The organism is Streptomyces canus (assembly GCF_030816965.1).
Lineage (GTDB): Bacteria > Actinomycetota > Actinomycetes > Streptomycetales > Streptomycetaceae > Streptomyces > Streptomyces canus_E.
The window spans coordinates 4316608-4342558 of the sequence record NZ_JAUSYQ010000002.1; the positions used below are offsets into that span (position 1 = coordinate 4316608).

Here is a 25951-nt window from a genome sequence, read left to right on the forward strand (position 1 = left end):
TCGGGTGCCCTGCATCCGATGGAAACAACGACTGGAAACCGGACAGAATTCCCAGGGCGTGCCGCTATTTTTCTGATCTTGCAGTACCCTGTCCGGCCACATGAGGAGGCGTGATGCCGTCGGAACGTACAGAGGTGCAGGTCAGGCCGGGAGCCGAAAGCGACCTCGGGGCCCTCACCGACATCTACAACCACTACGTTCGTGAGACGCCCATCACATTCGATACCGCCGTCTTCACCCCGGAAGAGCGCCGCCCTTGGCTGCTCTCCCACCCTGAAGACGGCCCGTACCGCCTGATGGTTGCCACCGACACGGACCCGACAGGAACCTCACAGCGGATCCTCGGGTACGCCACATCCAGCCCCTTCCGCGCCAAGCCCGCGTACGCGACCTCCGTGGAGGTCACCGTCTACCTCGCCCCGGACGCGGGCGGCCGGGGCATCGGCACCCTCCTCTACAAGGCTCTCTTCGAGGCCCTGGCCGACGAGGACCTGCATCGTGCCTACGCGGGCATCGCACAACCCAACGAAGCGTCCACGCGGCTGCATGAACGCTTCGGTTTCCGGCACGTCGGCACCTACCGGGAAGTGGGCAGGAAGTTCGGCCGCTACTGGGACGTGGCCTGGTACGAAAAGGACCTCTAGCCCCCGCGAGAGGGTGTCAGCCGAACTGCACCGACCGCTTCGCCATCCCCATCCAGAACCCGTCGATGACGGACTTCTGCGCGTCCAGCTCGCCGCTCACGTCCGCCGCGCCCATCGTCACGAACAGCGGCGCGAAGTGCTCGGTGCGCGGATGGGCGTAGCGCCCGGCCGGAGCCTTGTTGAGGAAGTCCAGCAGGGAGTCCACGTCCCGCGCCTCCAGTGCCCGCCGGCCCCAGTCGTCGAACTCCGAGGACCAGGTGGGCACCCCGGAGCCGGTGTGGCGCAGGGCGGCGAGGTTGTGGGTGAAGAAGCCGGAGCCGACGATCAGAACGCCCTCGTCGCGCAGCGGTGCGAGCTTGCGGCCGATCTCCATGAGCCTGACGGGGTCGAGGGTCGGCATGGAGATCTGGAGGACGGGGATGTCGGCCTCGGGGAACATCTCGACGAGGGGGACATACGCGCCGTGGTCCAGTCCGCGGTCCGGGATGTCCTGCACGGGGATGCCGGGGGCGCGCAGCAACTTGCGTACGGAATCGGCGAGTTCGGGGGCGCCGGGGGCGTCGTACGTCACCCTGTAGTAGTGCTCGGGGAAGCCCCAGAAGTCGTAGACGAGCGGGACGGGCCGCACCGCGCCGAGGGCGAGGGGGGCCTCCTCCCAGTGGGCGGAGACCATGAGGATCGCCTTCGGGCGGGGCAGGTCCGCGGACCAGGCGGCGAGCTCGCCGGGCCAGATCGGGTCGTCGGCGAGCGGCGGGGCGCCGTGACTCAGATAGAGGGCGGGCATGCGCTCCAGCGTGTCGGCGGACATGGCGGGGACTCCTCCGGTACTTCCGATGCAGGCAGTGCTTAAAATTTAAAGCTTCTAGAGATGACTGTACGCCTCATTTGTTTAAGCTTCAAGGAGAGAGCTCGTAGAGTGGGAACCATGAACACGGCATCCGTCCCCGGCGAGGAGCCCCAGTGGCTCGACGACGAAGAGCAGCGCATCTGGCGTTCCTATGTGCACGCCACGACCCTCCTCGAGGATCACCTCGACCGCCAGCTCCAGCGGGACGCCGGCATGCCGCACATCTACTACGGGCTGCTCGTGGGGCTGGCCGAGGCCCCGCACCGGCGGCTGCGGATGACCGAACTGGCCATGAAGGCGAAGATCACCCGGTCCCGCCTCTCCCACGCGATCGCCCGTCTGGAGCGCAACGGCTGGGTGCGCCGGGAGGACTGCCCGGACGACAAGCGCGGCCAGTTCGCGGTGCTCACCGATCCGGGCCTGGAGATGCTGGAGGGCGCCGCGCCCGGCCATGTGCGGGCCGTACGCAACGCCGTCTTCGACCGGCTCACCCCGGAACAGCAGAAGTCCCTCGGCGAGATCATGCAGATCGTCGCCGAGGGACTCCAGCCGAACGAGGCCGGCGCGGATCTGCCCTGGCTCCGCTGAGCCGCTCACTCAGCGGGACCAGGGCAGTTCCTGGGGTCGTACGTACGGGGCGTCCCCTTCCCCGTACGTACGTGGTTCTCGAAGGGGTACGACCGACCGGTCGCCGTCAGTGGGCGACGACCGGGATCGCCAGCTCCTCCTCGGCGCCCTCTCCGGAGCCGGTCACGGCGGACGTGTCCGGGCGGCCGGCGTTGACGAGGGTCACGACGATCGCGGCGGCGAGCACCAGCATGCCGACGGCGAACCAGATCGCGTTGGTGTAGCCGTGCACCTGGCCCTCCAGCGCGACCAGCTGCTGCTGCGACTTGGAGGTCGCGGAGCCGATGTGGTCGGCGATGTAGGAGGTCGTGGCGGACGCGGCGATCGTGTTCAGCAGGGCCGTACCGATCGCGCCGCCCACCTGCTGCGAGGTGTTGACCATCGCGGAGGCGACACCGGCGTCCCGGGGCTCGACGCCCAGGGTGGCCAGGGACATGGCGGGCATGAACGCCGTACCCATGCCGAGGCCGAGCAGCAGCATCGCCGGCAGGATCGTCGAGGCGTACGACGAGCCGATCTCCAGCTGGGTCATCAGGAGCATGCCGACCGCGGCGACCAGGAAGCCGGGGCCCATCAGCAGACGGGCCGGCAGGCGGGTCATCAGACGGGTGCCGATCTGGGTGGAGCCGACCATCATGCCGACGATCATCGGCATGAAGGCGAAGCCGGTCTTGATCGGCGAGAAGCCCTTGACGATCTGCAGGTAGTAGGTGAGGAACAGGAAGGTGCCGAACATCGCGATGATCGCGATACCGAGCGAGAGGTAGATGCCGCCGCGGTTGCGGTCGGTGATCACGCGCAGGGGCAGCAGCGGGGCCTTGACCCTGGCCTCGGTGACCACGAAGGCGACCAGCAGGACGGCCGACGCGACGAACATGCCCACGGTCACGGAGTCGCCCCAGCCGTCGGACTCGGCGCGGGTGAAGCCGTAGACCAGCGCGACCAGGCCCAGGGTGGACAGCAGGACGCCGGGGATGTCGAGCGGGTTGCGGTTGCGACCGCCCTCGGGCTCACGGATGACGAAGTACGCGCCGAGCGCGGCCGCGATCGCGAACGGGATGTTCACGAAGAAGGTCCAGCGCCAGTCCATGTACTCGGTCAGCACACCGCCGAGGATGAAGCCCACCGCGCCACCGCCACCGGCGATCGCGCCGTAGATGCCGAAGGCCTTGGCGCGCTCCTTGGCGTCCGTGAACATCACGGCGAGCAGGGAGAGCGCGGCGGGCGCGAGCAGCGCGCCGAAGACGCCCTGGAGGGCTCGGGCGCCGAACATCATGGCGCCGCTGGTGGCCGCGCCGCCCAGTGCGGAGGCCAGCGCGAAGCCGATCAGGCCGACCACGAAGGCGTTCTTGCGGCCCCACAGGTCGGCTATGCGGCCGCCGAAGAGCAGGAGGCCACCGAAGGCGAGGGCGTAGGCCGTGACGACCCACTGACGGTTGCCGTCGGAGATGCCCAGGTCGGTCTGGGCGGACGGCAGGGCGATGTTCACGATGGTGGCGTCGAGGACGACCATCAGCTGGGCGAGCGCGATGAAGACGAGCGCTTTCCAGCGGTTGGCGTCACCGGACGTGGCCGGTGCGCCGGGTGCCTTTGCGGCTGTTTCAGACATGGGGGTACCCACTCCGGTACTTCGGGACGGAAAAAGATGTCTTGAGGGGACGGTCCGTCTTCGGTGACGGCCGGTCGAAAGTCGTTGCTAGTGACTGTTCTCGCGCTCTGAACTCATCGGTTCTCGTCGGATCGGGCCTGGCGGAGGTCCTCCATGGTCAGCGCCGCACCCGGCAGGTCGGAGCGGGCCGGGGCCCGCAGTCCGTCCAGGAACACCTGAAGGGTGCGGTGCACGAACCCGTCGAGGGTGAGGCAGCCGACTCCGGCCGGGGGCCGGGACAGCTGGGCCACGGCGACCATCAGGTCACCGAAGCTCACGTCGCCGCGCAGCTGACCGGCCGCCCTGGCCCGGTCCATGAGCTGCTCGACGAGCTGCTCCATGCGTTCGCGTGCGGCCACCAGGTCGGGGTGGTACTGGTCGAAGGTGCTCTGGACCATCGGGCACAGTGCGGTGATCCGCTCGTCGGCGGCGGTGTGCACGAAGCGCTCCAGCGCGCCGAAGGCGTCCCCGGTCGCCGCGAGCGCGAGCTCGGCCGCCTCCGCCGTCCGGTCCATGACGGAGCAGACGACCTCACGGACGAGCGCGTCGCGGTCGGGGAAGTTGCGGTACACCGTGGCGTTGCCCACGCCGGCCCGGCGGGCGATCTCGTCGAGCGGCACGTCGGGGCCGAACTCGGTGAACATCTCGCGGGCGGCGGTGACGATCCGCTCGCGGTTGCGCAGGGCGTCGGCGCGGGGCCGGGGCGCCTTGCGCTGCGCGGTCGTCGTGGCGGTCACGGTGCGCTCCCTTCGGGGTCTGGTTTCGGCGATCCGGGGATTCAGTCCCCGTTTCGCTCGGACACAGGTCTAAACGGGGAGACGCTCCCCGGTTATTTCAGGTTGAGGGGAAATTATATTGTGACCTGAGTCACAGATCTGGCGGTACCCACGTTCGGTCTCCTCCAGCGCGCGTCGCCCCCTCCCCCGGCAGAGGGTGATCGAGAAGGTGCAGCCTTCCGACCAGCGGCTGCCGCGCTCCGGAGGGTGCCTGCATGCCGTGGACCAGTCGTCGCATACGCCCGCGCCGTGTCGCCGCCGTCGTGTCCGTGACCGCGCTGACCCTCGCGGTCAGCACCTCGGCCGGCACCGAGCGCCTCGCTCCGGGTACCACGACCGCCGGTCCGATCCCCGTGGCCCGCTCCGACGCCCACCACGCCTGTCTGATCAGCGGTGGCCCGGCCGTCCAGATGTCCGAGGGCCTGCCCACGCCCGGCGGCTACTCCCGCTCCACCGGCACCGTCCGCGCCCTCACCCTGATGATCGACTTCTCCGACGCACCCGGCTCCGGGACCGCGCTCGACCGATTCCGCGAGTTCTTCCCGCAGACCCAGGACTGGTTCCGGACCAGTTCCTACGGCCGTCTCGACTACCGCCCCGAGGCCCCGATCACCGACTGGCTGCGCATGCCGAAGTCCTTCCGGGCCTACGGCATAGAGCGCGGCGCCCCCTTCGACCCGGGCTACCGCCGGTTGATCCAGGACATCGTGACCACCGCCGATCCCAAGGTGGACTTCCGGTCCTACGACTTCCTGAACGTGCTGGTGACCCCGAACGCCGGTCCCTCCGCCCTCGACACGGTCCTGTCGGTGAGCTTCGCCGGCAACCCCGACGCCCCGGTCGCCGACGGCGTCCCGGTCGGCAACGCCTCCTTCGTGTACTCCCGCCAGGACGACGGCTCCGACTCCTACGCGCAGACCGGCTACCGGGTCCTGCCCCACGAGAACGGCCATGTCTTCGGCCTGCCCGACCTCTACACCCAGGCGGGCGGGAGCGCGGTCGGCCACTGGGACATCATGAGCGAGGACTGGGGCGCCAACAACGACCTCCTCGGCTGGCACAAGTGGAAGCTGGGCTGGCTGGACGCGGCACAGGTCAACTGCTTGACGGCGCGCGGAACTTCGGAGCACACCCTGACCCCGCTGGCCCGGCCCGGCCTGGGCACCAAACTCCTCTTCGTCCCCCTCGGCAGCCGCACCGGCTACGCGGTCGAGCTCCGCACCCGCGAGGGCAACGACGAGACGGTGTGCCGGCCGGGAGTCCTCGTCTACAAGGTCGACGCGGACGTGGACACCGGTCGGGGCCCGGTGCGGGTGTACGACTCGCGGCGCAACAGCGGGGGGTGCACGCGGAGCCCCAACGTCCAGGCGGAACTCTCGGACGCGTCGTTCGCGGTCGGCGAGGAGTTCAGGGATCCGGGCCAGGGGGTCCGGGTGCGGGTGGTGGGGGCGGACGGGGACGGCGACTACCGGGTGCGGGTCACGCGGGAGTAGGCGCGGGGCGAGGGTGCCGAGTCAGGTGACCGTGGGCGTGCCGTGGCCGACGTTCGCATTACCGTAGGCGTCCCGCGATCGCCGTACCGGAGAACCGATGCCCGCTGACACGCTCACATCCCTGCCGGTGCCGGAGTCCGCCGTGCCGGCCGAGGCGGTCGCGCCGCTGATCCGGGGGGTCAGGGTGCTGCGGGAGCTGACCGAGGCGGGCGGGACGCTGAGCCCGAGCGCTCTGGAGCGGGCGACGGGCCTGGCACGCTCCACGGTCGACCGCATCACGTCCACGCTGACCCGCATGGGATACGTCCGCCTGGACGGCCGGGACGCGGTGATCACCCCCCGGCTGATGGAACTCGGCAACGCCTATCTCGCCGCCCTGCGCCTGCCCGCCCTGCTGTCCGGGCGGGCCGACGCCCTCGCCGACGAACTGGACGAGTCGGTGTCGCTCGCGGTCGCCGACCGCGACGGCATCCGCTTCATCCACCAGGCCACCCGCCGCCGCGCGATGTCCCTGAGCTTCCGCATCGGGGACCTGCTCCCCGCCGAACGCACCGCGCCGGGGCCCCTGTTCGCGTCCGAGTGGACCGACGCCGACTGGCGGGCCTGGCGCGAACGCCGGGCGGCGGATCCGGAGGACCGGGGCTTCTCCGCCGTACCGCCCCGGGAACTCCCTGCCGAGGAGGGGGAGTTCGAGGCGAAGGCGGCACAGGCGGCAAGGGACGGCTGGGCGCTGGACGACCAGTTGATCGAGCCGGGGCTGGTGGCGGTCTCCGTCCCCGTACGGGACCCGCGCACGGCCCGGATCGCCTGCGTGGCGAACGTCGTGAGCCACACCAGCCGCCACACCGCGACGGACCTGCGCGAGACCCTGCTGCCGCGGCTGCGGGCGACGGTGGCGGAGATGGAACGCCAACTGGCGTCCACCCCGGACCAGGACCCGGGCTCGCCCCCCTCGGGATCGGCCTCCTGGATCGGCGCGGCCAAGAACGAACTGGGCCGGGAGTTCATCGAGTCCCTCGCGCGCGGCCTGACGGTCCTGACGGCGTTCGACGAGGGCAGGGCCGCGCTGACGCTGACGGACGTGGCCCGGGCGACCGGCCTGCCGAGGGCGACGGCCCGCCGGGCCCTGATCACCTACGAACACCTGGGCCTGGTCCGCCAGCAGCAGGAGTCCCGGACCTTCGGCCTCACCCCCCGGGTCCTGTCCCTGGGCTTCCCAGCCCTCTCCCGTACGAACCTCCCGCGCATCGCGGCCCCGCATCTGGCCGACCTCTCGGCACGGGTGAGGGAGTCGACGGCACTGGCGGTCCTGGTGCCGCCGGGATCGGGCGAGGGGGCGGAGATCCAGTACACCGCGAGGGCGGTGTCCCCCCGGATCATGGGCGTGGACATCAGGACCGGCACCCGCCTGCCGGCCTCGGCGACCTCCCTGGGCCGGGTCCTGCTGGCGGACACGGAGGGCTCCGCCGACCTCGACCGCGTCCGCACCCAGGGCTACGCCCTGCTGGACGAAGACTGGGAGGACGGGCTTCGCACCATCGCCGTCCCCGTCCGCGACCGTACGGGCCGGGTGGTCGCCGCCATCAACGTCGCCCTGCACGCGGCGGGCCGCACGGCCGAGGAATGCGTGGCGGAGATCCTCCCGGAACTGCGTCTCACGGCGACCCGTATGGAGACCGAACTCCACGCGGCGAGCCGCTTCACCCGGGTCCCCCTCCTCTGACACCCCCGCGGTCAGCCGCTCTTGCCTGAGGGCGGTGCGGAGGTGCCCTGACCGGCGCGGAGCATGGCCTTGCAGAGGGCTTCGTGCCCGGGTGAGGCAGGCAGGGAGCCGCGCGCCGGGGCCTCGTTGGACTGGATGATCAGGGCGACGACGCGTCGCCAGGCGTCCGGGGCGGCGTCGCCGGTGGCGTTGACGACGCCCGCGTTGGCCAGATCTCACTGCTACCGCGGGTGGCCGTGGCCAAGAAGCCCGACGGGAGCGAAGTCCCGAGGCTGGACTTATTCCACTTCTTGCATGGCGCCGGGTTCACTGGCCAATACCAGTTGGGTGATGGTATGGCCGTCAATGGTGCGAACGGTGACACGGTACAAGCCCGGAGCATTCACGGTGGTCCTGGCCTTGATATGCCCGTCGCCCCATCCTGCTTTGAGGACCTGCGCGTTCCGACCCGCAACGTCGGCTATTTCGCACCGGAGACCAGCCAAGGAATCCACGCCGCCCTGGCTACCAGCCCAAACCGCGGGTGGTCACAGAAGCCAGAGAGGAAGTCGCAGCCACGCCCGAGGAACTGGAGTACTGGCTGGACCGCGCCAGCGGCCGCGCCAGCCGCGACGATCCCGGCTGGTACTTCTCCGGCCGCCAGGAACTCAACCGCCGACTGACGGCCTTCGTCAAAGGTCCCGCGGGCGTCCTCATCGTGACCGGCACCGCCGCCAGTGGGAAATCCGCAGTACTGGCCCGGGCAGTCACGCTCAGCCATTCCGCCTTCCGAGCATCACCTCGCTACGCAGAGGCAGTGAGCAAGGCGCCCTCGGACACCGTCCCGGACGAGGGATCGATCCACGTGGCGGTGCCGGCCCGGAACCGCGGGCCGCTGAGCCTGATCGAAGCCATCGGCACCCGACTGGGCGGTGAACGGGACCGCAGGCAACCTGCGGCAGACGCTCTGCGGCAATGGCAGGAAGGGCTGCGCACCTACCAACCCTCCAGCCGCCGCAGCGACAGCCGCTACACTGTGGGCGGTGGCACGGCTGCACGCCAGCCCTGCCACCGCAACACTGCCGGGAGCATGTCTGACGCTCGTATCATCTGGGCGCTAATTTCAGACACGTTTTCCGACAGATCCCCGCCTTCGTGGGGCTTGTAGAAAACTCCGTCGCCGCAGGTCAGCGACTGGCCAGGAGATCGCTCCGGAACGCACACCTGTCGATTCGGAAACGCTCAGCTGATCGCTGCAGGTCAGGGCGCATAGCCGGATGATGCCAGTGGCTGTCGCATCGTCAGCAGTTCGACGGGGACAACCCCTCCCCAGCACGGAAGCTGCTCACCCAAGCCGACAGGCGTGATACATCGCTAAGGGCAATGCGCCGCGCGTCTCTCGCAGTCACCTCACTTCAGTGAACCGCCTGATTGTTGTCGGCTTCATTCGCTTGCAACTCAGCGGAGGCATGAGCATCGCTTCTGACGGACGCTCAGCGCATGAGAAGAGTTATCCGAAGGAAATCGTCATCCATCGTGCTGGCTGTGATCGACGGCCAGGAACGGGTCTTGCTCTGCCGAATTCACGGTGAGTCTGCTTGGCGGCCGGTGAAGTCAAGAGTGATCCGTGTCCGGCCGTCCAGGTTCTCTGTCATTCACGTTCTGGACCCGCTCTTCTCTCACTGGTTCCTTGCCACTACCCCGGTAGTCGGCAGGTTCGATCCGCTTTCGGCGCGAGGCGGCCCGGCTGGCCGGACGTATATTTTCGTCGTCCGTCGCGACAGAATGAGGCAGATCAGTCTTCGCGCTCGCGCCCGTTCCTCTCCGGATGCCGACTATGTCTGGCATCCACTGTCCGATGTCGAGGATGAGGATTTTGATGTGTATCCACGCGAACTCGGCCCTTTTCTACGTGGATACCTAGAGGGCTGGATCCCCGATGGTTTCATCACTCTCGTCGAGTGACCGCGCATTCCACACGAATGCGATCCGCGAGTAAAACACCGCTACCCTTCTTGATGCCTGGCCTACTCTCACCAAGGAGCATGCCCGTGGCAAGTTCTCAGCATCGACGCCGATCCCCAACTCGAGGTCCATTGGGAGTGGAAATTCGGACCCTTCTGGCAGCCGCAGGACTGCCCGAAGCGGGCAACGACGACCGCTATCGCGCACACGGTTTCGTGGTGACCGATAGCGGTGAATCGGTCGGCGTGGAATGGTTCACCTCTCGGAGTCTGCGTCGCGCCGCCGCCGACGAGCAGCTACGAGGCTGGCCCATGGCCGCCGCGGACCGCGCACACGAGACCGCTCGACGTCACTTGCACGCGGCCCTGTTCGGCATCCTGTCGGAAGTCGGCTACCTGGTGGAGGCTTATCCGGCTGACACTCCGGGTGCTCTGACCGTTCGAGCCGGCCCCGTTTCCACACCCGCGACGTTGGCCGCAGATATCAGGCGGATCCTTGCTGACCTCGGTGGCCCTGCGCAAAGCACGGAAGACCCTGGCCTCTTTCCATGAAAGGTATCCCCAGCCCTCGCCGACCACTCAGCGGCTGCCCGGTGGCTTTGGCCATGGCGCTTCCGCGGCAGCCGCGTCCAACAGATCGCCGAGGCGCAGCCAGGCGGTCGGCCCCGAGGACGTAGCCGGGCAGGCTGCGAACCGGTCCCACGCATCCTGATCGGCGCCCAGGGCCTCGCGTGCCACGGAGATCACTGACGGATGCGCGCTCCCATGACGGCCACCCCGGGCGCGCAGCGCCGACCAGGCCGGCAGGGCACGTACAAGTTCCGGCCCGGTGTCCGGCCTGGCCAGGACCAGGCGGGTCCAGGCCTCGCGCCACGACGGCCCGCCACCCAGGTGCCTGCGCAGGCCCTCGGTAAGACGGAGCAGCACCGTGTCCGGGGAACCGTGCCGGCGCAGTACCCCCGCGAAGTCGTCGTCGGACCGGCACCCGCTCGCGGCGCAGGCGAGGAGTGCCTTCTCCGCGAGGGCGTCATCACCAGGGTGCCGGTCCAGGTACTCGCTCAACACCTGGGCCGGGACGCCGGCCAGTTCGCGCACGGTCACCGCATCCGGGGCGCCGAGCGCGGTTCGGCGGCGATCCGCGCCGATGGCCGGCGGAGGGTCGGCAAGGACGCGCTCGACCGTGTCGAGGATCTCCTCGAGCTCGCGGCGCTGGTCGTAACGTGGCTGCAGGCCGGGATGACGAGGGCTCAGCCGTCTGCGCGCATGTTGGACGATCGGGCGGACTCCGGCCTTGACGTCCTCGGTGACCGTCGGAAGGTGCAGCAGCATGTCGCGTACCCAGGCCACCTCGTCCGAATTGATGGCCGAGTAACGGTCTTCCGGCTCCCAGAAGGGAAGGGCACGGGCAGCCGTCTCGGCGAACCTCGCCGCGAGATCGGCGAGCGTGGTGGCGGAGGCCCACCACTCAACCGATCGGTAGTCGTCCCTGGCCTGCGTCGGATTAAGGAGGTGACGCCACGTTCCGGATGCGGTGTGCTGCACCCAGGTGACGGGGGCATGGCACCCCATGTCGAGCAGTGTGGTGCTCTCAGGACCCAGGAAGTGACGGACGCGGACCTGCTCTTCGTCCGTCAAGGTGGACAGTTCCGCGGCAAAGCGATCCAGGACCTGCTGCTCATCCGATCCGTCGCGACGCATACGGCAGCTCTGGGCCAGCAGGAGCTCGAAAGGGAAACGCCCGAGGTCAGCTGCGGCAAGCTCGGTCAGCAGCTCCGGCTCGACCGCCCAGGGCAGGCTGCCGAGCAACTCGTCGCGGACCGTCCGCTCGGCGTCGGTGTCCTTGGCCCACTCCACGAACTCCCTGTGACGGTCCGAATTCCGTTTGAGTATCCGGCGCCACATGCTTTTCCACGCCTTGTACGCCTGCCTGTGACGCTCCAGCCAGTCCGTGACGTCATCTCCGTCGCCAGGCTTGCCGGAGTCGGGAGCCGTTGGGAGCGTGTCGCAAGCTGCCCCGAACACCAGGTCGTGCAGCGGGCCGTGCCGGAACATGATCTGGGCCGGGGTTGGTTCCTCCAGCAGGTGCGGAGTCATGGGCGGCGGCGTACCGCCGCGGGCACGCACCTCGTCCGCGACCGCACCGGCCAGCCGCTCAGCGGCGCGTGGGCTCCCGAGCTGGGCCAACTGCTCAGCGGTGCACCGCTTCAGTGTCCGGTCCCGCAGGGACGCCGAACAGGACGGGTGACCGAGCGCGAGCGCGACCAGGGCCGGCCGACGGTCGTAGTGGGACGGTTCCGTCTCGGCCTCCAGATCCGCCGCCACGGCCGCCTCCAGAAGCCACTGGGGCGCCTCCTCGGCATGCGGGCCCGACAGCAGAGCCTCAGCAAGGACGGAGCGGTCGTATCGAGGCTGGCCTGAGCGAACCTGCTGCGCCGCCAGTCTCACCACGGGGTCGTCAGGACCGTGGTCAGCCATCGCCGTGAGGAGAAATTCAGAGGAAAGCACAGCGTCGGAGTCTTGGCCGGTCACGAGAGATTCTCCATCAAGGATTGTTGGTGTGCCTACTCAGCATGCTGACGTACGGCACTGACATCGGCTCCGCCGGTGACCGGCGCAGGCAAATCGCTTTCGTCGGCTGCCTGTTCTCATGGTTCCCACGCAGGGTTCACCGAGGGCCCGGAACGATGAGAAGGGCATCCAGCGGGTGGGCTCGCCTGGAGTGAGGGACCTCAAGCCAGCCGTCTGGAACTGGATGCCACGACGGCGTGCACGGCAACGGCGGCGGTGTCGTTGCTGTCTGATGCCGAAGACCTCGGGCTCATGGCTGGGGGTCGGGTTCGCCCCAGTCGTTGACGCGGAGACCGGTCGTCTTCAGGAGTTCCTCGGGTATCTCCAGCATCTGTATGGGGGACCGGTCGTGGCGTGACAGCCAGCGGCGGCGGTGTTCGCGCTCCTGGTCGGTCAGTTCCGTCCAGTCGTCGAAGCAGAGACCTGCTTCGCCAGGTTCGTCGGATTCCCGTATCGACTGCTGTACGAAGGCGACTTCTCGCGGGGCTGTGGCCAGGGTGATCAGCGCCCATGCGGTCGAGTATGCGAGGGACGGGCCGTGCTGGGCCATCAGGCGGCGGGTCCGCCATTGACGTACAGGGGCGAGGAGCCAGCGCCTGTGGTGCTGATTCATGCGGAAGAACTCCCGGGGTCCGGTGCGGCGGTGTCGAGCCATTGGGCGGCTGCGGTGTGGAGTTCGGTGCTGCCCAGGGCCTGCAGTGTCTGCGCGAGTGCGCGGAGAAAGACTTGGCGCTGCTGGGGCGTGCGAATGTCTGCGAGCAGCTGGTCCACGAACCTGACGACCTCGTCGCGCAGGACGTCGTAGGACGGGTCGCGTGGCGGTCTGAGGTCCTGCAACGCCGTCCCCACGGCGTCCAGTTCGTGGAGACGGTCAGGGTGACGGTCGATCCACCACACGAGTCGAAGGTCGGGGTCGGACATGACATGTTGGAGGAACGTGAGGCGGCGTAGGGTTTCCTGCTGCTCGAGCGAACGGGCCTGCTCCTTGCGGAGGTGCTCCTCGGCCAGCGATGCGTCCTGGGCTCCCACGCTCAGCCGTACGGAGCCTCGCGTCTCGAGTCGTGGGTCGGCGTTGTGCCACTGGGTGATGTCGGCGTTGACGGCGTCCTGCGCTGAGCCGGCATCGAGGACTGTGTAAAACGCGAGGGTTCGTCGTATCCGTTCGCGCAACTGGTGTCGCGCGAGCGCGGCAAGGTCCACCTCCTCCTGTGGCGACTCGCTTTCGCATGGGCGCCATATGCCGTCGATGCGGACGGTGAAGAACACGCTTGGGTCGCGGCTGGGCAGCCGGTCCCCTCGCACCTCGATGGCTCTGCTGTTGGACTTCGGGACCGCCAGCGTGGCGTCACCAGGCGGTCCCGGAGATCTCCTTCGGAGGGCAAACACGATCACGCTGCCGTCGCGGTCTGTTCCTCCGGCTGCTCGGGTTCTTCGGCAGGTGTGGCAACCGCGTACAGCAGCTGGTCGAACAGCACCTTTCGGCGACAACGCCCTACCGCGGTGATGGCATCAGAGCCCACCAGCAGGTCGGCCACACCCTTGTCACCGAGGCGTCCGGTAAGCACCGCCCGGGCGATGCCGATGACCTGTTCGTCGGGTACATCCGCCGAGTCCAGCCAGGCGGCCAAAGACGTCTGGGCCTGAACGGCTGTGGCCTCGTGGCGCCAGGCCGCGCGCCAGCCTCGTACGAACAACTCGTCCTCCGGCGCCACTTCGCGACTCGCGCTCAGTTCGGCCGCCAGGGACAATGCGATGGGGTCCTCGCCGGTCAGCTCGCTGAGGGCGAGGAATGCCGTCGCCCCGGCCTGGCGCATGACCAGGTCCTCGCTCTGCGCCCACTCCACGATCTCGCCCAGCACAAGGACACGGCGTTCAGGGGTACTGGCCAGCGCGCGGATCGCCTCGGCGACCGCGGCAGCGCCCCGCTGGTCCTCTCGAGAGGCCAGGATCCTGAGCCGGGTGAGCGCGACCCGCGGGTACACGCGCCCGAGCGCACCGGCACAGACCTTCGCGATGGCCTGGGCGAGGGCCTCGCTGGTGTTCTTCTGCCCGGCCCAGTCGTAGAGGTACTTGCGGACGGCCGCCCCGATGACTGGGTGGATCGCCATGCCCTCCAGTACGCCGACGGCGAGCCGGCGGTGGGTCTTGCTGTCCGTCGCCGTCCACTTAATGACGAGCTGGAGGACCGTACCGCCGCTCGGCCCGGCGGCCAGCCGCGTGACGCTCTCGGCGATGTGTTCCAGGTGTTTCACGGCGATGCCACCCGGAGCGCTGAGTTCCGAGGCCCAGTCCAGCAGCACGCGTCGCAGTTGCGGACGCTGCTGCCACACATGGGCGAGGACTGCCTCGTGCAGAGCGTGCCGCTCTTCGCTCAGTGAGATCCGGTCGTCGTCTACGCGGCTCGCTCCGATGGCCTCCAGCCTCTTGTCGAGATCGAGGCCGGCCAGCGCGCCGCCAGGAGGAAGTGCCCCCTTCACCCGGTGGAACAGCCGGTCTGCGGCGTTCATGACGATGTCGGCGGGAAGCCTCTCCAACAGTGCCGCCGCGATCAGCAGGGCCCTGTCACGCAGTTCTTCGCCGCTGTTGTGGTCCGCGAACCACTTGAGCAGGTAGGCGTTCCAGTTCAGGAACTCGTTCTCGGCCTCACCCACACTCCCGATGTCAGGATTGGCGATGATCCGGGCGAGCTGTGCGGCGTCCTCCGGCGACGTCGTATTGCCGATCAGATCCTTCAGTTCGTCGAGCCAGTTCTCACGATCGGCTGCCATGTGACGGACATGCGCTCTGGCGACCTTGTCCGCCGGCGGTCCCACGCACTCGACGGCGGGCACCGATACCAGGCCTCCGGGCTTCCAGGTCTCCGGCGTGACCAGCACGACCAGATACGCGTCCTTGCTCGCGGCCTCCCGCTGGTAGTCACCCAGGCCCTGGTAAAAGTCCTTCGGCAGACTCCTGTAGGCGGACAGGTCAAGGATGAAGCCGTGCCCCGACGTGCTGGGAATCTGGGCTGTGCGGGGCCGGTCCCAGTCCGGGACCAGGCTGTGGATGGCCTTACCCGCCACTCCCACGTCTCGCAGCACGCGGAGCGCTGTGGTGTAGCGTCCCGTCCCCGAACGGCCGACCAGAATCACGATGTTGCTCTGGCCCACCGGGCGTCTGAGCGCGTTGACGGCACGCTGGACCGGCTGTGCCACCCCGGCGTCCCTGGTGTCATGGACGTAAGCCTCTTCGACGAAGTTGATCTCGTCCTCGCTGACGCCGACAGCGCTCAGGTACTCCCAGCCGCGCACATAGGTGTGGTGGTGTTCCTCGTAGTCCCCGGCCACCTGTGTGACGACGGCGTGGTCGGATGCCTCTGCCTCCATCTGTGGCCGCTCGGAATCGGCCTCGCCCCCGGCTGTCATGAGCGCTCCGGGCGGATGATGGTCTGGTTGCCGCCGACCTGAGTGATGCGGGACCGCCCGCTCCCCTTGGCGTTCTGCTTGATGACCGCCGCCGACCGGGCAGCCTCAGGATTCTCCGCCCGCCACCGGGCCACCCACTCCAGCAATTCTCGGCCCGCGCCTTGGTCCATGTCCGCGATGTCCTGCAGCCGGACGGCCCACGCCGCGGCCAGCTCGCGCGCCAGTTGCTCCTCGCCATCGGCTCCCGCGGCCAATAACACTCCCTGGTCCCGGTCCAGGCGGGTGAGCTGATGCGCCTCGGCCTCGGACCTCCCTCTTCCGAGCCACCGTCCGAACCATGTGCGGACACCACGCCACGAGTCGGTCGTCATCGCCGTGACCAGCGCCAACGCGCTGGCCGTCCCCACAGTCGCCAGTTCCCCGGACACGTCCAAGACCGCCCCTCCCCCTACTCACGACATCGACGAGACCGATCCATTCCCTCCCTGATCCCGCATTCATGAGCACAGAGCGGACCTCGGCGCGATTAGAGCGCAACATGTCCGAAAAGCCATTACGCTCCGCGATCATGCCACTACATAAAACGAGGCTCCTCCGCTCATCGCCCCACCAAGGCCGCCCTTCCTATACTTGCGGCATGGACCAGGAGCTGGAGCGAGCCGCCCTCGTCGCGCTCTTGCGGCGCGGCGATCGCCCCTGGCCAGATCTCACCGACCAGATCGAGACGGTCGGGAGTGCACGCGAGGTCCTGGAAAGCGCACTAGACGCCTCAGGACAGGGCGCCCTGTTCGACACCGAGCCGACCGTGGACCTGGAAGCCGTTGCCGCGGAAATCGCTGCCTGGGAGCGCGAGGGCATGCGGCTGGTGACGATTCTGGACGAGGACTATCCGCTCTATCTGCGGCTGGTCCACCAGCGCCCGCCGTTCCTGTTTCTGCGTGGAACGGCGGTCGAGGAGGATCTACGGGTCGCAGTCGTCGGCACCCGCAATCCCACCCCGGAAGGCATCGCCCAGGCCCGGGCGATCGCGGGCGGACTTGCCGAACGCGGCGTCACCGTGGTCAGCGGCCTCGCAGCCGGCATCGACACAGCCGCGCATGGCACAGCGCTCGCCGTCGGCGGCCGCACCGTCGCCGTCATCGGGACCGGCCTGCGGCGCACCTATCCGGCGCAGAACGCCCGGCTACAGCAGGAGATCGCCGAGCGGGGGCTGGTGATCTCCCAGTTCTGGCCAGATGCTCCGCCCTCGAAGGCATCGTTCCCCATGCGCAACGCCGTGATGAGCGGCTACAGCCTGGCCACCGTCGTGGTGGAGGCCGCCTACCGCAGCGGCGCCCGCATGCAGGCCCGCCTCGCCCTCGAGCACGGCCGCCGGGTGTTCCTCATGCGCTCCCTCATGACCCACGAATGGGCCCGCGAGTATGCCTCCCGGCCCAACACCACCGTCATTGACAGCGCGGACGACGTGTTCGACCAACTCGACTCCCTCGTCCCCACCACGGGCGAGCTCACCTGGGCGTAGTCGGCGGCCCGGGTGGCAACTGTCGGCGAGTTGTCCGCCCGCTACACCAACTTCCTCGTCCACCCACTGCTGCCCGGCCCCGGCGTCTGCCAGATCTGCCGGGGCACGGCGAACAGCGGCTACCCCACCTGCTGGCCCTGCCAGCAAGCGGCCACGATCCTCGGGGCAGGGGTCGCCGACGCCGTGGTCCCCGTGAGTCTGGCCCTCAAGAGCGAGCAGTACGCCAACGAACTGTGGCGCTACAAGAACACCACCGGGCCTCAGCAGCAGTACTTCCGCATGGGGCTGGCAGCCGTGCTGTGGCGCTTCCTCGCCCTGCACGAAGCCTGCGTCGCAGCGCACTGCGCGGTCCCCGCCTTCGACACGGTCACCTCGGTGCCCAGTACCAGCGGACGCCCCACCCACCCCCTGCGGGACATCGTCGCCGACCTGATCGCTGTCACCCGACGCCGCTACCGCGACCTGCTCAGTCCGGTGCCGAACGCAGCAACTCTCGGCCGTGCCGCTTCCTCCCAGCGCTACACATCGTCGGCGTTGTGGGGCAACAACGTGCTGCTCATCGACGACACATGGACCAGCGGCAACCACGCCCAGTCAGCGGCGGCAGCTCTGAAGTCGGCCGGTGCGGGCAGCGTGGCGGTCGTCGTCCTCGGGCGACACCTCAACACCTCCTACGGCGACACCGCGACACATGTACAGCAGGCGCGGCTGCGTCGCTTCTCCTGGGGCACCTGCGCGCTCAAGCCTTGGGACCACGCACAGGACTGACCGCTCCCGCCTCATCGAGCCACAGTCCTGGGAATCGAGACCGCGGCCGACCGCACCGCAGACGGTCCCGGCCAGAGCTGATGGTCGAGGGCGTCCTCCAGGCGCGTGAGAGTGCCGATGTCGGGAAGCACGTCACCGTTGACCACGCGGGCGACGGTGGAATGGGCGACACAGGCGACCTCGGCGAGTCCCCGCAGGGACAGACCACGTGACCGCATCGTCCGGCGCAGGTCTCGCGCCAGCAACAGGCCGCAGTGAGCGCTCAGCGGAGCATCCAAGGCGAGGGTTACCTCAGGCCAGGTGCCGTCCGCCACGTAGAACAGAGGGGGCTTGTCGTTGTTGCTGCGGGGCATGGCCCGATCGTGCCACGCGCAGTACCGCCCCTGGGCAGGCTCTGCGAGCGCTGCAACCCGTCGAAATACGGTCCGGCCCCGGGATGCTACGGCCATCCAGGTCGCCCGCGGCGCCTGAAGCCGTCCCCTCTGGGTCACACACGACGACTGGGCATCTACGTCTCCTTTCCTCTTGTACCTGTCGGCGTACCGCTGCCCTCAGCTGGCAACCACCCTCGAAACTCAGTGAGTTGCCACTACGCACTGCTGATCTAATGCATCAACTCGCCTTGGTAACTGGCAGGTTGGGCGGAACTTGTTGACGCGAATGACCTCAGATCATAACTAATCTGACCCCCCGCCGTGAGCAGACGAACCATCAGATGCGTTTTGCTCACGGAGCATTCAGCTACTTGCTGCGGTTGGCTGTGCCGCCAGGTAGGGTGATCCACAAGTCGCTCCGGGAGCAGCCGAGGAGGGTGTGGTGGGTAACGCGACGAGCACTCCTGCTCAGCCGCTCATCACTCGACTCCGGGAGCTGGCAGATGTCGAGCGAGCCCGCAGCGAAGCGGCCGATCTGGCCGTAGCGGAAGCCGAGCGGGTGCTGCAGGAAACCCAACAGCTTCAGCGTGTCGCGGCCGAGCGCCATGCCGCTGTCCTGGCGACCGTCGAGGCCGCCGAAGCGTACGTGGGGCAACAGGCACAGGACGCATCGGACATTGGTTCCCGCGACGAACAAACAGAGCAGCGCGGCGCGGACACGGCTGCCGCTCCGAGTGCTCCAGGGCGCTCCCTGAAGCACCTCGTGGTGGACGCACTCGACATCGGAGAGATCACTCCGCTGACGCTGATCTACGAGCGCGTACGAGAGGTCCGACCGGACTCGACCGCAAGTGCGATCCGCGCCGCCATAGCGACCCTGCACAAGAGGGAGACGGTGGAAATCGTCCGCCGGGGCTTCTACCGACTGCTGGTGATCCCGGAGGCGTACCGCACAGACATCTAGAGGTCACAACATCACACCCAGCAGCAACGTGCGCGTGGCGCCGCCAGAGAGTACTTGCCGGTTCTCCTCCAGCGGCGCCGGTGACACGTCAGCTGAGGGCCCACGCATCGAACACCACCCTAGGGCATAGCCCCTGTTCCGCGTCGGGCCCTGATCAGAAATGCCTGTAGTAGGACACGAACTGAGGGCCCGTTATGCCATTTCTGGCGCCATACATCAGTAAATGCCGCTTCTCCGCGCTGCCCATGACTCACTGCACACTGCATGCAGGAGGTGCGTGATGGCGCTCTCCGATTCCGCGCGAACGCGGATTCTTCCGACCGAGCGCCTCACCCCGCGTCGGCAGCTTGAAGTCATCGACGCCATAGCCGAACTCGGTGGCCCCGACCGGGCGCCCGTCAGGGCCACGACCGTCGGGAAGCGGCTCAATATCGCTCCGAGGTCCGTCAGTGGGACGGCCGGTTTCCTAGCTCAGGCCGGGATCTTTCGGTCCGACCCCGGCTCCTTGGCACTGACCGAGCTCGGTTTGACGCTCGCACAGTTGCGAAGCACCGATTCGGCACGCGCCCGGCTTCTGCTGCGGGACAGCTGGCAGGGCCAGTGGTTCCAGCGATCCGCAGTACAACACCTGTCGTCCGGGCCTTTGGAGGAAGCCGAGCTGGCCCGACGGCTCAAGGCCGGCGCCCCAGGCCCCGCGGAACGCGGCCTCTATCTCACGGAGTGGCTGGTGTACGCCCTACTGGTCCACCGTGACGAACTGGGGCGATGCACAATCCCCGCCGGAGAGGAGCCCCCGACAGCCTCCGCACCGAAGGAGCAGGAGTCATTGGGAGTTCTGGATCCGTTGATGAGTGCCACTCCCGCCGAGATCTCAGCGTTGCCCGATGCCCAGTTCATCGCATTGATGGGCGCTTACCAGACCGTCTTCGCCTCGCTGTCTCCGCCGATTCGACAGCAGACCAAGGGCTGACCGAGCCCTCTTCCCGGCGCCACGCGGCTTCTCGGCCGTGGCGCCTCTTCACCGCCTGCACTCGCCGAGCCAGGCGGTCAGCGGTCGTGCCACCACGGAGGAGCTGTGTCGGCACAGCGCTTGATCATGTCTGCGTCCTGCCAGCGCGGCCGCTGCGTCTGTCACCCCCGTTTGCCTCCCTCCTGTTGCCGCGGAGATCATCCATGCCCAAGGTGTCGCATGTATGGAACACCACGATTTCGACCGTTTTGATCCCTTCATTCGCGCATCCTGTTGTTCAGGGATCAGAGCCGGTTGTGCTGGTGCCACCCCGGCGAAGGGCCCTCACTGTGGGAAGCGATCCCTCTCTCACGTACGCGTTCGGCCGTGTCCAGGACGCCTGGCAGACGATGGCCGCCCGCGGCGAGTTCACCGAGCAGACCCTCGACAAGTTCGGTCTGTTGCTCAAGCGCTGTGAGCGCTACATGCAACTGCGCGGGGTCGTCGTCCTCGGCGATGTCACTGCCGATCTGGCCGAGGATTTCGTCACCGCCCGCGGCCGCAGCCGCCACGGCCGCGTCACCGACTCTGCGGCGGCCACGATGCGGCTGCGTCGCTCGGTGGTCCGCACCGCCTACCGCACCCTGCGCGAACTCGGTCTGAGCGACGCCGACCCCGCCCGGGACATCGTCCTGCCCGCTCGCGCGATCGGTGGCGTCCGGCCGCTGGCCGAGGACGAGGTCATTGATCTGCGCCACCGCGCCTCGTTCGTCACCCGTCCGAGCCGTCATGGAGCCGCCGCCGCGCTCGCGCTGGCCGGTGGTCACAGCGGGGAGATCGGGCACATCCGCGTACGAGACCTCGACGTCAGCCGTCGCCGCGTGTGGATGCACGGCTCCACCAAGGTGGACGCACGCTGGTGCCCCCTGGACGACTGGGGCCTCAACGTCCTGACCAGCCGCGCCCAGTTCGTCAGCGCACGGCAACTGCGCAAGGAGTCCGCACCGAACGCCCGTCTGGCCGTGTCCGACCGGCATGGCTCCGACGCCTACCTGCAGGCACGTGCCTGTGTCGCCCTGGGCGACCTCCTCAGGCGCATCGGTCTGGGTGACGAGGAGGACGTCAAACCGTCCTCGATCACTGCCTGGGCCGCGGTCGCTGAGTTCGAACGCACCGGGCTCATCGAGGACGCCGCCCGTCGTCTCGGCCTACGCTCCCTGGATCGCGCCGCAGCGGTCGTCGGCCACACATGGCGCACTCCCAGCTCTGAGGACGGGCAGGAGGCGGCCGGTGCCTGACGACATCTTCGGCGACCCTGTCCCTCAGGACCTCCGGCCCAGCCGAAAGCGCCAGCTGAGCGACAGGGAACAGCGCACCCAGCAACAGCGGATCGCGGACTGCCTCGACGAGCCCCTCATCTACGAGATGGCCGAGCGCCTGCCCGCGCCGGCCAGCCGCGGCTGCCCCCGCCAGTACCCAGCCGTCGTCTACCTCCTACTCGCCGCTCTGATGACCGTCACCGGCTCCAAACGCTCCGCCGTCGGCACCCTCGACGACAAACAGTGGCGTGCCGTCCGCGCCTCCATACGACGGAACGCCGGACGCACCGCAGCCGCCCTGCTGCCGCTCACCGCACCGAGTCGCTTCCAGTACCAGTACGCCGAGCTGAAGCTCCTGGCCCCCAGCATCGATCTGCTCCAGGACCTCTTCGAGCAGCACGCCGTCCAACAGGCTCTGCACCAGGGCCTGTTCCCGGAGAACGTCACGCGCAACTGGGTAAGGCCCGAGCGGCGCCAACTCCTCGTCGGCGACGCCACTGTCCCCAAAGCGCCCTCCAAAGCGGAGCACTCCTTCACCGTCGACACCACCACCGGGGAGATGCGCAGACATCGAGTAGACCCCGCGGCCCGCCTCTACTACGAGAACGGCGAGAAGGAGAAGCGTCCCGCACGGGGCACAAAGTGGTTCTTCGCCTCGGCCCGTGACGACGGCTACTGGCAGCGCGTCATCCTGACCGTCCGGCATGTCGCCGGCGGCGACTACGAAGACGAGGCCGCCGTCGCCGTCCGTTCCTTCAGCCATCTGAGCAGCGTGCTGCCCGGTTGCATGGGCGTCATCTACGACGGAACGTTCCGCGGCGTCCACCGCGACGCCCTCGCCCGGCGCGGACTGCTGGTCATCAACCGGCAGCACGGCTCGGTCAAGCCACGTGCCTACGAACTCCTGCGCTTCGGGCGCTGCCGCCACGACCTGTGGTGCGACCAGGGCCGCATCGCCGAGCGCGTCCTCCTCGACGACGGCACGAGCACCCTGATCCCCGTCCCCATCAGTCGCCTCGAACACCGGCAGGGCCGCACGAAGTCACGCTGGTACCACCTGCTGCTCATCCCCTGCCGCCACGGCGCCCACGCGTACCGCGTCCAGGTCGCGATCACCACGACCCCCAATGACCGCACCGGCACGGACCCGGCTACCGGCCGCAGACAGAAGAGCGACGCCGAGCGCGACTTCCACCGCGCCGAACACCTTCAACAGATCCCGGAGTCCACCCTCACCCACCAGCAGCTCTACCCCTACCGCAGCGACTCCGAGTCCGTACACAACCAGTTGGACCAGAGCATGTGGAACAACCGCATGATCTCCTACGGTCTCGAACGCCAGAAGGTCTTCCTCCTCGGCTTCGCCCTCGCCCAGAACGCCACCAGCCGACGCGTCTCGCTGGAGCGATCAGGGGCACTACAGGCGGTGGGAACAGGGCGGAAGTCGGCGTAGTACTGCCGAGAAGATCAGTCGGCGGCTCTCTGCCTGCTTCCATGACGGATCAACCGATGGGGACAGCCGGGCACCGGGATGCGGACGCTCACGCCGCACGATGACGCGGGTGCCGTCGGGGTAGCCGGTGAGGTCGATCATGCCGGTCAGCTCGGCGGCCTCTGCTCCGTCGCGCAGGGATCCGTCCTGTTCCAGGGCCGGGTGCCAGAGACCCGGTCGGGCAGGGCCCGGATGTGGTGCAGGAAGCACAGCAGCGGGTGGTAGCCGAAGCCGCGCTTGTAGGCGGCGGCTGCCTGCTCCTTCTCGGAGTGGCAGGTGACCAGGGTGGCGTCGAGGTCCAGGACCAGGCAGGGCAGGTCGCGCCCGCCCGCGCGGGACGCTGGTATGCCGTCGCGGGTGTCGGCGGCTTGCAGCCAGGCGATTTCGCGTGCGGTGGGTGTGGCGGCGACCGGGCCGAACACCTCGCGCTGGTCACGCAGGACAGCGAGGTCAGTGATGGTCTCGCCGCCGTCGGCGAGCATCACGGCCAGGTCGACCGCCACCCGGCCGGGGGCGTGCCCCGTGCCCCGTGCCGCGCGGCCGCAGCCGACGCAACCATCCGCCACGGCATGGCTGGGGCAGGGCTGCGAGGCGGGTGAATGCGCTGGTCGGGCCGGTGACTTCGGCCAGATCGGCCGGCAGACGGGATCCGGCATGGCTGACCACCCCGCGACCGTCGGCCGAGACCACAAGTCGGGGACGTGACCCGGTGGTGTGCACGCGGAAAGTGCCTTCCCCCTCGAGACGACAGAAGCCTTGGACAAGCCCTGTCGTCCCAGGTCAGAAGGCACTTTCGCTGTGCCGCTCATGCTCCGGACACGACCCCGAGTGAAACGCGCGGGCCAGGGCGTGTTTCCGTGCCCGTTGCCTCGCTGCCGGGCTCAGAACCCGGGGAAAATCCTGCGCAGGTCGTCGAGGGTGAGGGTGTCGCCGGTGAGGGTCACGGAGGACGGGGTGTGGGCGGGGGCGTGCCGACCGGCGACGAGTCGCAGCCACCACTCGGCGGGAGCCGTCAGCACGGCGTCGGCGTTCTCGGGTTCGCCGGTGAGCGCGACCGTCTTGCCCACCGAGAGACCGAAGGCGCGCTCGGGTGCGGTGGTGTGCACCGCGACGGCGACGGGGCGGTTCTCCAGGGCGTCCGCCTTGCCGAGGAAGCCCAGCATCATTCCGGCCTGGTCGAGGAGCGGCCCGGTCGCGGCGGACGCCAGGGTCGTCGACGGGTCGAAGGCCATCTCGACGTCCCACGAGTGGTGGGCGAACTCACTGAGCCGGAGCCCCGCCGCGGTCGCGACGTCCACCGGCGCGGGCAGGAAGCCGAGGTCGATCCGGAGGTCGCTGCGGGCCCCCGCGTCGAGGCCCTCGTAACGTTCGACCAGCGCCTGGTTGGCGGTGACGAAGCCTTCGGCGCGCTCGGCCGGGGTCATCGCGTCCCAGCGGGCCCACACCGACTTGTTGAAGTCGCCGTCGGGGGCACCCGTACCGCCCGTCGCGCCCTCCAGTGCGGCCAGGCCAATTTCGGCGCCGCTGCCCAGATGGCTGAGCACCTGGGAGACGTCCCACTCCGACGCGCCGGACGGGCGGGTGAGATCGGCGGCGGTGAGTCTGTGCACCACAGCGGCGAGGTGGTTGTGCCCGCTGCGCAGGGCGCCGATGATCCGGTCTGTGGCTTCGGTCATGTTCTTTTCCCCAATGAAGGCGATCTGATTCGGTGTTGTCGTCACACGGCTGTCGGTGTCACACGGCGGTCTGGAACGAGTGCTTGGAGAAGCCGATCGTGTACCCCTCGACGGTGGTCCGCACCGGCCGGTCGGGGTGCGCGGCGGCGCCCAGGGTGATGAACAGCGGGATGTAGTGGTCGACGGTCGGATGGGCGTACGGCATACCGGGCGCCCTCGTCCGGAACGCGGCGAGTTCGTCCACCATGCCGCGCGCGAGGGCGTCGGCGGCCCAGGCGTCGAAGTCGGCGGACCAGCCCGGGACTTGGCCTTCGAGCATCGCACGGCTGATGAACGGCAGCCCGTGCATCATAAAGCCGGAGCCGATCACCAGCACACCCTCCTCGGCCAGCGGGTACATGGCCATCAGCGGCACCCAGGCCCCCCCCCCGTGGTCGAGCCCTCGGCCGGCGTGCTGGTGGACCGGTTCGCCGTCCGGCATGGTTCCGGCGACTCGGCGGGCGAGCGCGGTCGCGTCAGGGGTGTCGTACCGCATCGTGTAGTAGCGCGGGTGGAAGCCCCCGAAGGCGTAGACGAGCGGGGTGTGCGCGGCCGGTCCGGACAAGGACAGCGACCAGGCAGTTACGTGACGCGGGCCGGAGAGGTCACACGAGCCTGACCGGCCCGGCGTCGATCGGCAGGCGGACCAGGAGATAAGGCTTGCGGCGCAGATCCTCGCCCTCGTGGAAGAGCGACATCCGGTTGAGCTGGCTGGCGGTGGCGTACAGGTGCCGGTCCGAGGCGACGGAACAGCGGGTTTCCGGTGTCGAGGATCCATAGCCGGTCGGCTGGGTCGACGACGACGCTCTGCACCGACTGGAAGTGCCCGGCCAGGTCGGAGGCGTCCTCGCGGTTCACCTCAGCGTTGGGGTAGGCCACGGGCTTCCCGTGCCGCAGTTCGGCGACGGTGAACGGGACGTCGTCGCCCCAGCGGGGGAAGTTGACGAAGATACGGCCGTGGCGTGAGACGGTGACACCCGTCGGCATCGAGCCCCAGAAGCGGGCGACGACCGTGTACTGACCGGCGGTTGGGCCAGCGGTTGGACTGGTGGCGTGGGCGGGTCCGGCGAGTTGGGCGGCGGCCAGCGATGCGGTGGTCGCGCTGAGGAATGTACGTCGTTTCATGGGAGCGTCTCCTGTTGGGTCTGGCGCACCATGAACTTCGCCGTGGACAG

At 68.6% G+C, this 25951-nt stretch carries 26 protein-coding genes; 13 read left to right on the plus strand and 13 right to left on the minus strand.

Annotated features, from left to right (window positions below):
• Positions 1 to 113: 113 nt before the first annotated feature.
• On the plus strand, positions 114 to 644 hold the full coding sequence (locus tag QF027_RS20635) for a GNAT family N-acetyltransferase (protein WP_306980050.1): 531 nt from the start codon (positions 114 to 116) through the stop codon (positions 642 to 644).
• 16 nt (positions 645 to 660) lie between these two features.
• Here the strand turns inward: QF027_RS20635 and QF027_RS20640 are convergent, their stop codons facing one another.
• Positions 661 to 1452 (minus strand): dioxygenase family protein, encoded by a 792-nt coding sequence (locus QF027_RS20640; RefSeq protein WP_306980048.1) that lies wholly within the window; start codon positions 1450 to 1452, stop codon positions 661 to 663.
• A 117-nt stretch (positions 1453 to 1569) separates the two neighbouring features.
• On the opposite strand from QF027_RS20640, the gene QF027_RS20645 reads away from it, so the two are divergent.
• On the plus strand, positions 1570 to 2079 hold the full coding sequence (locus QF027_RS20645; protein ID WP_306980046.1) for a MarR family winged helix-turn-helix transcriptional regulator: 510 nt from the start codon (positions 1570 to 1572) through the stop codon (positions 2077 to 2079).
• Positions 2080 to 2185: 106 nt separating this feature from the next.
• On the opposite strand, the gene QF027_RS20650 is transcribed toward QF027_RS20645, so the two are convergent.
• The gene (locus tag QF027_RS20650; RefSeq protein WP_306980044.1) at positions 2186 to 3727 is read right to left on the minus strand and encodes an MFS transporter; all 1542 of its coding nucleotides are present in this window, start codon (positions 3725 to 3727) and stop codon (positions 2186 to 2188) included.
• Positions 3728 to 3840: 113 nt separating this feature from the next.
• On the minus strand, positions 3841 to 4503 hold the full coding sequence (locus QF027_RS20655; protein ID WP_306980042.1) for a TetR/AcrR family transcriptional regulator: 663 nt from the start codon (positions 4501 to 4503) through the stop codon (positions 3841 to 3843).
• 254 nt (positions 4504 to 4757) lie between these two features.
• Here QF027_RS20655 and QF027_RS20660 point away from each other — a divergent pair, with 254 nt between their 5' ends.
• From QF027_RS20660 to QF027_RS20680, 5 genes are all read left to right on the plus strand, one after another.
• The gene (locus QF027_RS20660) at positions 4758 to 6035 is read left to right on the plus strand and encodes a M6 family metalloprotease domain-containing protein (protein ID WP_307076135.1); all 1278 of its coding nucleotides are present in this window, start codon (positions 4758 to 4760) and stop codon (positions 6033 to 6035) included.
• Positions 6036 to 6132: 97 nt separating this feature from the next.
• The gene (locus QF027_RS20665) at positions 6133 to 7758 is read left to right on the plus strand and encodes an IclR family transcriptional regulator domain-containing protein (RefSeq protein WP_307076137.1); all 1626 of its coding nucleotides are present in this window, start codon (positions 6133 to 6135) and stop codon (positions 7756 to 7758) included.
• 523 nt (positions 7759 to 8281) lie between these two features.
• Positions 8282 to 8905: a hypothetical protein gene (locus QF027_RS20670; protein ID WP_307076139.1), complete on the plus strand. Its 624-nt coding sequence runs from the start codon at positions 8282 to 8284 to the stop codon at positions 8903 to 8905.
• Positions 8906 to 9273: 368 nt separating this feature from the next.
• Positions 9274 to 9702, plus strand: coding sequence for a hypothetical protein (locus QF027_RS20675; RefSeq protein WP_307076141.1), 429 nt, complete (start codon positions 9274 to 9276; stop codon positions 9700 to 9702).
• Positions 9703 to 9839: 137 nt separating this feature from the next.
• A complete protein-coding gene (locus QF027_RS20680; RefSeq protein ID WP_307076143.1) occupies positions 9840 to 10253 on the plus strand; it encodes a hypothetical protein in 414 nt (137 codons plus the stop codon).
• 27 nt (positions 10254 to 10280) lie between these two features.
• Here the strand turns inward: QF027_RS20680 and QF027_RS20685 are convergent, their stop codons facing one another.
• From QF027_RS20685 to QF027_RS20705, 5 genes are all read right to left on the minus strand, one after another.
• Complete coding sequence (locus QF027_RS20685) at positions 10281 to 12176, minus strand: hypothetical protein (protein WP_307076145.1); 1896 nt, start codon at positions 12174 to 12176, stop codon at positions 10281 to 10283.
• Between the two features lie 343 nt (positions 12177 to 12519).
• Positions 12520 to 12882 carry a hypothetical protein gene (locus QF027_RS20690; RefSeq protein ID WP_307076147.1) on the minus strand — a complete coding sequence of 121 codons (363 nt, stop codon included), beginning with the start codon at positions 12880 to 12882 and terminating at the stop codon, positions 12520 to 12522.
• Complete coding sequence (locus QF027_RS20695) at positions 12879 to 13469, minus strand: hypothetical protein (protein WP_307076149.1); 591 nt, start codon at positions 13467 to 13469, stop codon at positions 12879 to 12881. Before QF027_RS20695 ends, QF027_RS20690 begins: the two co-directional genes overlap by 4 nt.
• 188 nt (positions 13470 to 13657) lie before the next feature.
• On the minus strand, positions 13658 to 15673 hold the full coding sequence (locus tag QF027_RS20700; protein WP_307076151.1) for a hypothetical protein: 2016 nt from the start codon (positions 15671 to 15673) through the stop codon (positions 13658 to 13660).
• Complete coding sequence (locus tag QF027_RS20705) at positions 15670 to 16107, minus strand: hypothetical protein (RefSeq protein WP_307076153.1); 438 nt, start codon at positions 16105 to 16107, stop codon at positions 15670 to 15672. Before QF027_RS20705 ends, QF027_RS20700 begins: the two co-directional genes overlap by 4 nt.
• A 203-nt stretch (positions 16108 to 16310) precedes the next feature.
• Between QF027_RS20705 and QF027_RS20710 the strand changes: the two genes are divergently transcribed.
• On the plus strand, positions 16311 to 17195 hold the full coding sequence (locus QF027_RS20710; RefSeq protein WP_307076155.1) for a DNA-processing protein DprA: 885 nt from the start codon (positions 16311 to 16313) through the stop codon (positions 17193 to 17195).
• Positions 17196 to 17207: 12 nt separating this feature from the next.
• A complete protein-coding gene (locus QF027_RS20715; RefSeq protein ID WP_307076157.1) occupies positions 17208 to 17963 on the plus strand; it encodes a hypothetical protein in 756 nt (251 codons plus the stop codon).
• 11 nt (positions 17964 to 17974) lie between these two features.
• Here the strand turns inward: QF027_RS20715 and QF027_RS20720 are convergent, their stop codons facing one another.
• Positions 17975 to 18316 (minus strand): helix-turn-helix domain-containing protein, encoded by a 342-nt coding sequence (locus QF027_RS20720; RefSeq protein ID WP_307076159.1) that lies wholly within the window; start codon positions 18314 to 18316, stop codon positions 17975 to 17977.
• 463 nt (positions 18317 to 18779) lie between these two features.
• Here QF027_RS20720 and QF027_RS20725 point away from each other — a divergent pair, with 463 nt between their 5' ends.
• From QF027_RS20725 to QF027_RS20740, 4 genes are all read left to right on the plus strand, one after another.
• The gene (locus tag QF027_RS20725; RefSeq protein ID WP_307076161.1) at positions 18780 to 19301 is read left to right on the plus strand and encodes a hypothetical protein; all 522 of its coding nucleotides are present in this window, start codon (positions 18780 to 18782) and stop codon (positions 19299 to 19301) included.
• A 280-nt stretch (positions 19302 to 19581) separates the two neighbouring features.
• The gene (locus tag QF027_RS20730) at positions 19582 to 20271 is read left to right on the plus strand and encodes a hypothetical protein (protein WP_307076163.1); all 690 of its coding nucleotides are present in this window, start codon (positions 19582 to 19584) and stop codon (positions 20269 to 20271) included.
• A gap of 329 nt (positions 20272 to 20600) precedes the next feature.
• On the plus strand, positions 20601 to 21548 hold the full coding sequence (locus QF027_RS20735; RefSeq protein WP_307076165.1) for a hypothetical protein: 948 nt from the start codon (positions 20601 to 20603) through the stop codon (positions 21546 to 21548).
• A complete protein-coding gene (locus QF027_RS20740; RefSeq protein ID WP_307076167.1) occupies positions 21541 to 23022 on the plus strand; it encodes a hypothetical protein in 1482 nt (493 codons plus the stop codon). The genes QF027_RS20735 and QF027_RS20740 overlap by 8 nt, the downstream gene beginning before the upstream one ends.
• Positions 23023 to 23168: 146 nt before the next feature.
• Here QF027_RS20740 and QF027_RS20745 read toward each other — a convergent pair whose 3' ends face one another.
• From QF027_RS20745 to QF027_RS20760, 4 genes are all read right to left on the minus strand, one after another.
• Positions 23169 to 23564: a transposase gene (locus QF027_RS20745; protein WP_307076169.1), complete on the minus strand. Its 396-nt coding sequence runs from the start codon at positions 23562 to 23564 to the stop codon at positions 23169 to 23171.
• 378 nt (positions 23565 to 23942) lie between these two features.
• A complete protein-coding gene (locus tag QF027_RS20750) occupies positions 23943 to 24737 on the minus strand; it encodes a maleylpyruvate isomerase family mycothiol-dependent enzyme (protein WP_307076171.1) in 795 nt (264 codons plus the stop codon).
• A gap of 58 nt (positions 24738 to 24795) precedes the next feature.
• Positions 24796 to 25341 carry a dioxygenase family protein gene (locus tag QF027_RS20755; protein WP_307076173.1) on the minus strand — a complete coding sequence of 182 codons (546 nt, stop codon included), beginning with the start codon at positions 25339 to 25341 and terminating at the stop codon, positions 24796 to 24798.
• Positions 25342 to 25358: 17 nt separating this feature from the next.
• A complete protein-coding gene (locus tag QF027_RS20760) occupies positions 25359 to 25901 on the minus strand; it encodes a hypothetical protein (RefSeq protein ID WP_307076176.1) in 543 nt (180 codons plus the stop codon).
• Between the last annotated feature and the right edge of the window lie 50 nt (positions 25902 to 25951).

Bases quoted from the DNA above. Each gene is read 5' to 3' on its own strand.
- QF027_RS20635 (WP_306980050.1), top strand. From the start codon at position 114: ATGCCGTCGGAACGTACAGAGGTGCAGGTCAGGCCGGGAGCCGAAAGC.
- QF027_RS20640 (WP_306980048.1), bottom strand. From the start codon at position 1,452: ATGTCCGCCGACACGCTGGAGCGCATGCCCGCCCTCTATCTGAGTCAC.
- QF027_RS20645 (WP_306980046.1), top strand. From the start codon at position 1,570: ATGAACACGGCATCCGTCCCCGGCGAGGAGCCCCAGTGGCTCGACGAC.
- QF027_RS20650 (WP_306980044.1), bottom strand. From the start codon at position 3,727: ATGTCTGAAACAGCCGCAAAGGCACCCGGCGCACCGGCCACGTCCGGT.
- QF027_RS20660 (WP_307076135.1), top strand. From the start codon at position 4,758: ATGCCGTGGACCAGTCGTCGCATACGCCCGCGCCGTGTCGCCGCCGTC.
- QF027_RS20665 (WP_307076137.1), top strand. From the start codon at position 6,133: ATGCCCGCTGACACGCTCACATCCCTGCCGGTGCCGGAGTCCGCCGTG.
- QF027_RS20685 (WP_307076145.1), bottom strand. From the start codon at position 12,176: ATGGCTGACCACGGTCCTGACGACCCCGTGGTGAGACTGGCGGCGCAG.
- QF027_RS20690 (WP_307076147.1), bottom strand. From the start codon at position 12,882: ATGAATCAGCACCACAGGCGCTGGCTCCTCGCCCCTGTACGTCAATGG.
- QF027_RS20700 (WP_307076151.1), bottom strand. From the start codon at position 15,673: ATGACAGCCGGGGGCGAGGCCGATTCCGAGCGGCCACAGATGGAGGCA.
- QF027_RS20710 (WP_307076155.1), top strand. From the start codon at position 16,311: ATGGACCAGGAGCTGGAGCGAGCCGCCCTCGTCGCGCTCTTGCGGCGC.
- QF027_RS20720 (WP_307076159.1), bottom strand. From the start codon at position 18,316: ATGCCCCGCAGCAACAACGACAAGCCCCCTCTGTTCTACGTGGCGGAC.
- QF027_RS20730 (WP_307076163.1), top strand. From the start codon at position 19,582: ATGGCGCTCTCCGATTCCGCGCGAACGCGGATTCTTCCGACCGAGCGC.
- QF027_RS20750 (WP_307076171.1), bottom strand. From the start codon at position 24,737: ATGACCGAAGCCACAGACCGGATCATCGGCGCCCTGCGCAGCGGGCAC.
- QF027_RS20760 (WP_307076176.1), bottom strand. From the start codon at position 25,901: ATGAAACGACGTACATTCCTCAGCGCGACCACCGCATCGCTGGCCGCC.